This is a genomic window from Mesorhizobium sp. M4A.F.Ca.ET.020.02.1.1 (genome assembly GCF_004022645.1).
In the GTDB taxonomy this organism is placed as follows: Bacteria; Pseudomonadota; Alphaproteobacteria; order Rhizobiales; family Rhizobiaceae; genus Mesorhizobium.
In genome coordinates this window covers 1-8,273 of record NZ_RZOI01000213.1, presented here as the reverse complement: position 1 = coordinate 8,273, position 8,273 = coordinate 1, and the positions used below count along the sequence as shown (strand labels likewise).

General features: G+C 56.0%; 7 protein-coding genes and 1 pseudogene. 1 reads left to right on the top strand and 7 read right to left on the bottom strand.

Going from position 1 to position 8,273, the window contains the following annotated elements; all coding sequences use genetic code 11:
• Positions 1–198, bottom strand: a pseudogene (locus tag EN742_RS39375) (DsbA family protein); the annotation flags it as partial.
• 696 nt (positions 199–894) lie between these two features.
• Complete coding sequence (locus EN742_RS15440) at positions 895–1,761, bottom strand: sulfotransferase domain-containing protein (RefSeq protein WP_108722861.1); 867 nt, start codon at positions 1,759–1,761, stop codon at positions 895–897.
• Between the two features lie 728 nt (positions 1,762–2,489).
• On the opposite strand from EN742_RS15440, the gene EN742_RS15435 reads away from it, so the two are divergent.
• A complete protein-coding gene (locus EN742_RS15435; RefSeq protein ID WP_164746656.1) occupies positions 2,490–3,278 on the top strand; it encodes a MurR/RpiR family transcriptional regulator in 789 nt (262 codons plus the stop codon).
• Between the two features lie 577 nt (positions 3,279–3,855).
• Here the strand turns inward: EN742_RS15435 and EN742_RS15430 are convergent.
• From EN742_RS15430 to EN742_RS15410, 5 genes are read right to left on the bottom strand one after another with little or no spacing between them, the layout of a single operon-like run.
• The gene (locus EN742_RS15430; protein ID WP_051695334.1) at positions 3,856–4,395 is read right to left on the bottom strand and encodes a hypothetical protein; all 540 of its coding nucleotides are present in this window, start codon (positions 4,393–4,395) and stop codon (positions 3,856–3,858) included.
• Positions 4,392–5,072: a methyltransferase gene (locus tag EN742_RS15425; RefSeq protein ID WP_029354798.1), complete on the bottom strand. Its 681-nt coding sequence runs from the start codon at positions 5,070–5,072 to the stop codon at positions 4,392–4,394. Before EN742_RS15425 ends, EN742_RS15430 begins: the two co-directional genes overlap by 4 nt.
• Positions 5,069–5,899, bottom strand: a complete 831-nt coding sequence (locus tag EN742_RS15420; RefSeq protein WP_240992505.1) for a nucleoside-diphosphate kinase — start codon at positions 5,897–5,899, stop codon at positions 5,069–5,071. The genes EN742_RS15425 and EN742_RS15420 overlap by 4 nt, the downstream gene beginning before the upstream one ends.
• Positions 5,896–6,651 carry an aspartate kinase gene (locus EN742_RS15415; protein ID WP_051695332.1) on the bottom strand — a complete coding sequence of 252 codons (756 nt, stop codon included), beginning with the start codon at positions 6,649–6,651 and terminating at the stop codon, positions 5,896–5,898. Before EN742_RS15415 ends, EN742_RS15420 begins: the two co-directional genes overlap by 4 nt.
• An 18-nt stretch (positions 6,652–6,669) precedes the next feature.
• The gene (locus EN742_RS15410; RefSeq protein ID WP_128332990.1) at positions 6,670–7,956 is read right to left on the bottom strand and encodes a DegT/DnrJ/EryC1/StrS family aminotransferase; all 1,287 of its coding nucleotides are present in this window, start codon (positions 7,954–7,956) and stop codon (positions 6,670–6,672) included.
• Positions 7,957–8,273 lie beyond the last annotated feature (317 nt).

Genomic DNA, 8,273 nt, shown 5'->3' with positions numbered 1-8,273 from the left:
CTTGAGGGCTTGCTGGATTGTACGGTCTTCCGCCCGGCACCGCGGGCAGTTGTAGTCCAAAAATAAGACGAGAGGGACGTCGCCATTCGGGTTGCCAGCAGTTGGCGCAGCGGCGTCGTTTAAGAGTGCGTCGCGCCGCTCTGGAATGAGCTTCCGCCAAAACGCGACGAGCCGGCTATGGTTTTCATGCTGGCGCACGTAGACTTTGGCAACTGGACCATATTGCGTCGCCAGCCCGAAAAAAAGCAGGGCTAGGGCTGAAAGAGCGATAAGGCCGGCTTTTGGCGTAAGGCATGGTTAGGCTCCAATTAACAGTGAACGGCAGGGCGGCAACGGCTGGCCTTTTGACGTCAAAGGGGGGCACCGCTTTAATGCCTCACCCGCTGTTCGCGGATGACGGGAGGTCAAGGGGCTCGTGCTATTCGAAGAGATGCGGTGGGATGGCTGGGCCCAACAGCCGACCCATCCGCGGCGCTGTGTGCGTGCGAACTGCCCCCGCGGTCGCCGTTCGCCGAGCGACTTCAGGCGGCCGAGTGCGATGGCTGAGCGTGACTGCAGCAAACACCTGCACGTAAAGCTGGGATAAGAGGGCTTAGGGCGCGCGGGACTCGCGCTGCGGTGTGCGGGATTATATTCAACAATTCTTGTCTCCTAACCGGATCGAGGCAGGTTCCTCCCTCCCGGGCATCTCCCGTCGCTGCGCTCCGGTCGAACGTTGCACCAAGGGTCCTTGCAAGCCCCGCGCCAATCGCGATGTCGGCACTTCAGGAAGTGATTGCGCGGGCGGCAGGTGGGCAGTGGTCAGCGCGCCTTTCCAGAATATCGCTCGCATAAACGTCCGGCGAGCGGCTCCGAGCGTACCTGCCATCGCCGGGCTCTGCGACAGCCTGAAATCTATCTCGAACCAAATCCGAATCGCTCGTTGAGTCTCGTCCCTCCCAGCGCGGTAAACCGCGCCTCGATCTCGGCATTCCAGCAAGCCTCCCACGAAGTTCGCCCGCTGGACAGGGTGAAGGTCTGCTGTCCGATTAGCTGGTTTAAGATCAGCTCAGGCTGCGGCGGCCGCTCGATCTCGCAAAACTCTACAATTCTGCGAATGGTCTCGAGCTGAACTTCGCGTCCTTGGTCGCCTATGATCTGCTCATAGCTCAATCCAAGAACATTCTCCTGATCCGCCCACGGTGCCACTGGATGGCAGCGATCATTGAAAATGAAAGGCGCGATCTCATCGAAGTACTTCAGCATTTTGTCAGGTCCGTCCGGCTCATTGCGCCACGTAATCTCAGCCCTCTCAGGCGGGCACCAATCGCTGTCACCTACATATCGCATCTGCGACACAATTGCCGCACGCATTTCGCGCGAAAGAAAGACGATCTTGAAATCCGCTAAACAATGGCGAGTGCCGATGTCGCACGGTAGATGCCCATAGCCAAACTGACCGGGCTGAATAAAGCGCGAGGATATCTCGATCGGTATCCATAGAATATTTTCGGAATGAGTGAAGCGAGCTCGCTCGACATCCACAAAGCGGAAGTCTCCAAGATAGTCTTTATTAAAGAACACATCGGACTGTACAAGCCCGAGCAGTCCAAGCAGACGGGCATATAGGTGGGTGCCCGCCTTCGGAATGGAACATATCATAACCCGCGAGCTTGAGCGGCCGGCCGTCGGCTTGATTGACCAAGATTCATTCGAGCAGGGATAAAGTGGAAAGGGTTGACCCGCGATATCGCGCAGCTCTTCTGGAAGCGGGTGAAACATTGTGGTTTCCTCACTGTTGCAGCGGCTTTTTTAAACAGCCGGAGCCAATGCGCGACAGGACAAGTTCCTGACCAGCTTGACCCCAAGCAGTCGCGCCCTCTGTTGCCGTACCAGAGAAGTAAAGCCCGTCGCATGCGCTAGCCGCGAGACGAACCGCTAGTACGGGTGGCATCGGCAAGCTCGTGGCCAACTTGCTGAGATGAGCTATTTACCAAACGCCACGTCGGCGTTCCCTAGAGATGTAGTCACCTTGTCATGCCCCCGTTTTCGATCGGACGATGAACCTAATCATAGAAGAACGCAAGTAAGATTGGTTATGTCGCCAATATACTAATGAATATATTTTCCCAGACGGCACCGCTTGCGTTGCCGTGCAGTCGTCCCCACTGCCCTGACGACGAGGACACCACGGTTTGCGCGGCGCATGCGCAGCCAGTAAAGTAAGCTCCATTGACAGCATCGGGCCAGGAGACGTCGTTAAACGAGGCCACTCGCAAGACCGCCTCGCGAGCGGCCGAGCGCATGCCCTCGCGTCCATTGCCCCGACTGCCGAGACATGGGCGCGAACGGAGCGGCAGCCGGAATCCGATATCGACCTTGTCTATGATCTGCGTCAGTGAACCGTCAGCGAGACTCGAATATGCAGGGCTTTGCTAGGCCTTCGCGGGTCGACTGCCAGCTTGGAACGAACACTAAGACACATGCGGAAGCCCCGACATACACAGAAATTGCTGCTAGACATCATCTATGATGCAATTAACACGGCTCCGAATGCGCTCGCACGTATAGCTCTGTATGTTGCACAAGACCCCGAGGCTGTTCTGGCGCTGTCCATTGCCGACCTTGCGCGCAACACCGCTACCGGTTCTGCTTCAATTGTAAGATTTTGCCGAACCTTGGGACTCTCGGGATTTCGCGAGTTTAAGATTGCGCTCAGCGGCGAAATTGAGCGGCGGAAGTTGAGCGGCGAACTGGCTGAACGCGCGCCATCAGAAGCTGTAGACACAGCTCCTCGGATCGCCATCCTCAGTTCTGCTTTACAAAACTCAATTTCCGCGTCCGCTCGTGGTTTTGACGACCTTCAAATTAGTGGGTTTGCCAACCGCATCCGAGCGGCCCGACGCGTCGAACTGTTCGGCACGGGGCCGTCATCCGTCTGCGCTGATATTCTGGCCATGCGACTGATCTGCCTAGGTTTCCCCGCACATTGCTCGGGGTCCGCCACCGTGTCTCACGCTCTCGCGCGAGGGCTTGGCTCGTTGAGCCTCGCCATTGGCATTTCGTCGCGTGGCCACACTGTGGAAACCAAGGATTTTCTGGCTATTGCGCGCGAAACCGGAGCATACACGATTGCCATTACGACCCGCGTTGACTGCCCGATCGCCCGGACTGCGGACGAGGTGGTATTGTTTACCTCGGCTGAGGCTTGGCCACAGGCCGGGTCGGCGATGCACGTGCCGCCTCTGGTGTTGCTGAGCGAATATCTTTGCCAGTGTCTGCAGATGGCGGAAGTCTGAATCCCCACCAAGGCCAATTCGGGCAGTTCCGAGGTTATTTCCGGATCCCACCTCGGTCTTCGTCGCGCGTGCTCGCGTGCACGAGCCATTGAAGCGATAAACTTGAACCGCACTTTCGACTGTGCGTACTGCGTGCTTGTTACATGGAAACGACGAACTCACCGAGCAACCCTCTTGCCACGGCGCGCGGGTGTTTGGTGATCATAGGGGAAGCTTCAACAATTGAGAAGCTGACGAACTACTACACCGGGATCAAACCGGAGGACAAGGTAGGTTCCTCGTCGTTGGCAAGGCTGCAGCACCAGGTCGACTCCGTGCCCTAGGCGGTCCATGCGCAAGGTTCGACGGCGCGCTCGCCGACTGAGTGGCGCTGGAGGGCCTCGAGAGGGCATGGGTCGGCCGCAGCAGCGTGGGACGCAGGAAGGCAGGCAAGATCCTAGCTTCCTTCTTCACCGACAGCAAGTCAGCGGCTCCTTTTGCCGGTCGGCAGATCGGTGGACCAGGTCGAGCTTCTTCCATGTCCACTTCTACGTTTGCCACGGTGTTCGGGAATTCCCGGGAGATTGGGGGCTGACATCTATCGCGTGCTGCCACGAAGGTTGGTATTGACGTATTTCGCGAGGTCTAGCGCGGAGATGCTACCAACCAATTGGTCCAGACTCATTTCGGCCGAGATTGAGGCGGAATGCTCCAGGAGTGCAAGGAGATCATCCCTGTGCTTCGAATGGTGGTTCTCCAGGTGCATCTCGACCTTTCGCGCGATGACGTCCGCGAAACTCGCCCTTGTCCCAAAAAGCGGATCGTTGATTAACGCCGTCGGTCGTTCCTGTTCGAGAACCCAATTTATCGCCAGGGTCCCGTTCGATCTCAAGAATACGATCTCCAGCTCCGCGTCGGCAGGTCGCGATGTGGCAATGGAGAACCCCGCGTCCGCCAGAGCCCTGGTATCCTTATCCACAGCCTGATTGAATGCGGCCAAATTGACATGATGAATGTCAATGTCGTTCGGCGCACGCTGGATGAACTGCGAAAGGACGCTACTGCCCGCTACCCAGCTATCTTTGCTCCGATTGCGCGAAATGGCGACCAACGCAATGCGCATCAGCTCGGGCATCATGCGCTTGTGGCCTTCTTTGATATTGAGAACAGCCTGTAAGTTACGTTGACGTCGGGATAGGTCCCGGCTCGCAGAAGCACAGATGTGAGATCATTTGAACCCGCAATCTTTTCAAGAAGGTCGTCACGGGCATTAGTGCCGAACCCAAGAACGATACGACCTGATTCCGTAAGGAACCTTGGGCCATCTGAAAGAAATCTCTCGAGCAAGTTGTACCCTGGATCGATCGCACCACCTTCGAGGTCGTGGACAAACTCGTAATCTTCTGGAGCGTAGCTCGACGGGTAGTTCCAAAATATGATGTCGAACCTTCTGCCAGGTGGAACATTGTTAAATATATCGCTTGCGATGACCTCGACGTTACTAATGCCGTTTCTTGCCGCATTCTCCAACGTGTTCGCGACGGCCCTCGGATTGATGTCACAAGTCAGCAACGACAGCGCGCCAGTCTTTGCCAACAGAAGGCCGGGAAGACCGAAACCGCAGCCGATTTCTAAGACGGTCTTTCCGTCGAATGGGGGAAAATTCTCGCTAATCCAACGCCAACTCTGGAAGTGCTCTGGAGGAAAAACCCCTTCCTGTACGACCAGATCCAGTCCGAATGCCTGCATCTGACGCGGGAAAGTGGCTTGTTGACTTGTCCGAAGCGTTGTCCTGATACGATCAAGTTCGCTCATTGTTCTCCGGCCTTCCGGCGCGGTGCCATGCCTGGTTGTTTTCCCGGCTCGACGGCATCAACGGTTCGCTTCAGTAAGCAATTCCAAAGAGGCATTGAAAACAGACCGGCCTCAAGAATGAGGCGGTCCCAAGATGAGCGGAGGGGTGCATACCGGAAGAGGCCTTCTAGACCGGCTCGATCCCCCTGGAAATACCGCTGGACGGCTGTCGTTAGGCCCGACTTTGCTGCGGTTAGGAGTGCTCTGTCGTAACAGAATGTTGCGTGGGCAAACGCGCTACCATCACTCCGATTGTCCGGCATCGGCGCAGCTCCCCTGTCGCCGAGAACGTTTAGCAACATTTGGAAAGATGAATGGGCAATGTAGCCGGAATCGAGAGAAATCCAAGCAGTCGCTTCGTCGCCCAACGACCGGCACCTAAGTATTCTCAGCTCAGCATCCATTACTTGATGACTATCGCTCACATGAAGGAGGTTCGTCACGGGATTATCGCAGAAAAAGAGACTACGTACGGTGCCGGATAAAGCCTGGGCCGGCTGTGTGTTACCCTTCAGTTTTTGCGACAAGTGCAGCGCATTAGGTCCGCTCCAGATCGTGGCGCAAACCGGACGCATGTCGAATAAGTCCAGCACCAATGGCCAATGCTTCCCGCCGGTGGAACAGGTAAGGGTATAAAACGCATCAATGGATTTGCGACTATGAATCGAAAAGAACCGTTCCGAGAGTTCCAAACCGGTTCGCCGGCGAATAAATTCGTCGAGCAGCGAGGTTAGGCCAGAGCGCGCGACTTCCGGGCCATACACTATCAGCGCCGTGGATGACATCATGCCGCCCCCCCCAAAGGGTCGCTTGTGATATGGGCCTTCCTGCTCGCGACGGTGATCCTAGTCGCTCTAACGCGTCTCCCTTCCAGCCAATCGGCGAGACGAGCGGGATGACGGGCATTAATCACAACGCCGGGAAGGCTTTTCTTCGCCATGAATTCGACCGCGCAGGCGTCAATCGAGGTGTGGCCGAGAAGGACAAGATCTTGAGCAGCGATCTGCTCTATAAGTGCAGCGGGATCGTCGGTTGCTCCACCGCGATGCACGCCATCGACATCTGTCAAAATCACCAGCTGTGGTGCCCCAGTTAACCAAGCGATCCACGCGGCAACGGCGTCGGATGTGACATCCCAACTCCATTCCACTGGGTCAGCCGCAAACAGCAAACGGGAAGGCAGCAGCACTGGAATCTTCCCAAGTCTCGCGAGAGTTCGGCATTCGCCTAGGCTGGCCGATGGAACTAGTTTGGAAGAGAAGGCGGCATCCGCAAGCAAATACCCCGTTTGGTCCTGTGCTAGAGCACACGCATGATGCGCGGTACACGGATCTAATCGCTCGGCTGCATCAATCGCCTCAATTGCTTTGTCCGGGATGCCGCCGCCCGGAACAAGTAGGATTCGATGGCCCTTATCGGCGAGACGCTCAAGTTCAGCCAGTGCGAGCTTACACACGGCAAGATCACGCATGATGCTCCCGCCGAATTTGAGAACAATCGAAAAGCCATATGGTGGAAAACCTTTTATTGAGCAGTCCATCGGCTTGCCATCCCGCCCTCAGGCAACAGATACGATCTCAGGAATTTTCGAAGCTAGGTTTGGAAGCGCTGCCCAGACCTTTTGAAACGCGGCCGCGTACAATTTCATCACTTCAACGTCGTTTGGTGGAGCGATCTCCGACACGTAAAACATGGTGTTCAATATCTTCATGGCGTTTGGAAAATCGGTCCTTGACCATTGGCCGCAGATATCCGGCAGATATTCAAAGACGGGCTTCGTCAGCCAGACCGCAACGGGAACTCCCTCGGCTTGAAGAAGCTTAATGATGAAATCCCTGGCCGTAGGGCCAGGTAGAAAACCGAGCTTTTCCGGCTCAAGACGCAACGGGAGATTCAGCATCGATTGTTGATGATCTGCTGGATCGAAAAGAGGCAGAAGCCCTGAGAGGTGGCCAATCTCCTGCCAAAGGAACCTAGCATTCCTTCGCCTTTTTTTAAGCTGCCGGTCAAGCTGCTTGAGCCTGTGATTAGCAATGGCAGCAGAGAATACATTGGGTCGGTAATTGTAGCCTTTGGAGTTCGGGGAGAATATCCTAGCTCCACATCGCGACGAGCTTGTCAGCGAAACATTATCTACATGGTGGATCAGAGCAGGGTCCCTCGTCAGGACAAATCCAAGCTCACCTGCCCCGAGGTGTTTAGCTCCGTTGCCGGAGAGAGAGAGTGCATCGCTCTCCAAGTAAGCTCCATTGACAATATCTTTGGCAGCGCCAATTGATTGGCAAACATCATCGATAATCGCCACGCCTCGCGCTCGCGCCGCGAATCTCAAGCTGGGAACCAAGAGGTTATTTCCGAACAGATGAGTTATGAGCGTCGCCGCGTCACCTGGCTTGATGAGGGAGGCCGCCATCTTCTCATCAACTCCGGCAAGGTCTGGCTCAACATCGACAAAGACCGGTTCGAGTCCACTGATCGCGATTGGGCCGACGGCTCCCGGCCAGTTCAAAGCCGACGTAACGACTCGGCGACCTCGGTTCCGGTAGTAGTCGAGAGCCACGTGAATAGCGGCTGTGCCGCTTCCAACGGCGCGCACAGACCAGTTACCCGACCAATCCGCTAGCCGCTTTTCGAGCTCAATCACCATAGGGTGATTGACGCGATGATATTTGCCGCTTTCGACAACATTTGCGAGCGCCTTCAAATGTTTACGTTTCGCAGCTGGCCAAAGAACAACTCGCCCAGCCGGCACCGTGGGATCTCCTCCAAAGAGCGCAAGAGAAGTGTCCTTCTGGTTGACGCATAGTGTGCTTGCTGCCGTGGCTAAGCTTACATCCTTGGTCATATGATCAAGCCTGGTTGTGTTACATCGGCCATCGGCCACTCGCGAAGTCACGAGCCGAACCGAACCGTCTCTCGCATACTTTTGCGTCTTGCAACGAGGCTCGGCTAATCCACAAGAGCAGAGTCGCTCCTGAGAACAGGCTGGGCGCCGTAGCGCCCTCGCCACGTTGAGTTCAGGAAAGAGCTTTCAAGCTCGCAACCGGCGTATGAGGCGTCAACCTCGTCGGAAATGAACTCGCTGAACGATTCAGTCCCTCCTTCGTAAATCAACACCTAATAGCCCCTGACAAGAAGGGGAAGTGGTCCTCTGAAATATAT

Excerpts from the sequence above, each read along its gene's own strand:
- EN742_RS15420 (WP_240992505.1), bottom strand. The coding sequence starts at position 5,899 with ATGATGTCATCCACGGCGCTGATAGTGTATGGCCCGGAAGTCGCGCGC.
- EN742_RS15425 (WP_029354798.1), bottom strand. The coding sequence starts at position 5,072 with ATGAGCGAACTTGATCGTATCAGGACAACGCTTCGGACAAGTCAACAA.
- EN742_RS15415 (WP_051695332.1), bottom strand. The coding sequence starts at position 6,651 with ATGGACTGCTCAATAAAAGGTTTTCCACCATATGGCTTTTCGATTGTT.
- EN742_RS15440 (WP_108722861.1), bottom strand. The coding sequence starts at position 1,761 with ATGTTTCACCCGCTTCCAGAAGAGCTGCGCGATATCGCGGGTCAACCC.
- EN742_RS15430 (WP_051695334.1), bottom strand. The coding sequence starts at position 4,395 with ATGATGCCCGAGCTGATGCGCATTGCGTTGGTCGCCATTTCGCGCAAT.
- EN742_RS15410 (WP_128332990.1), bottom strand. The coding sequence starts at position 7,956 with ATGACCAAGGATGTAAGCTTAGCCACGGCAGCAAGCACACTATGCGTC.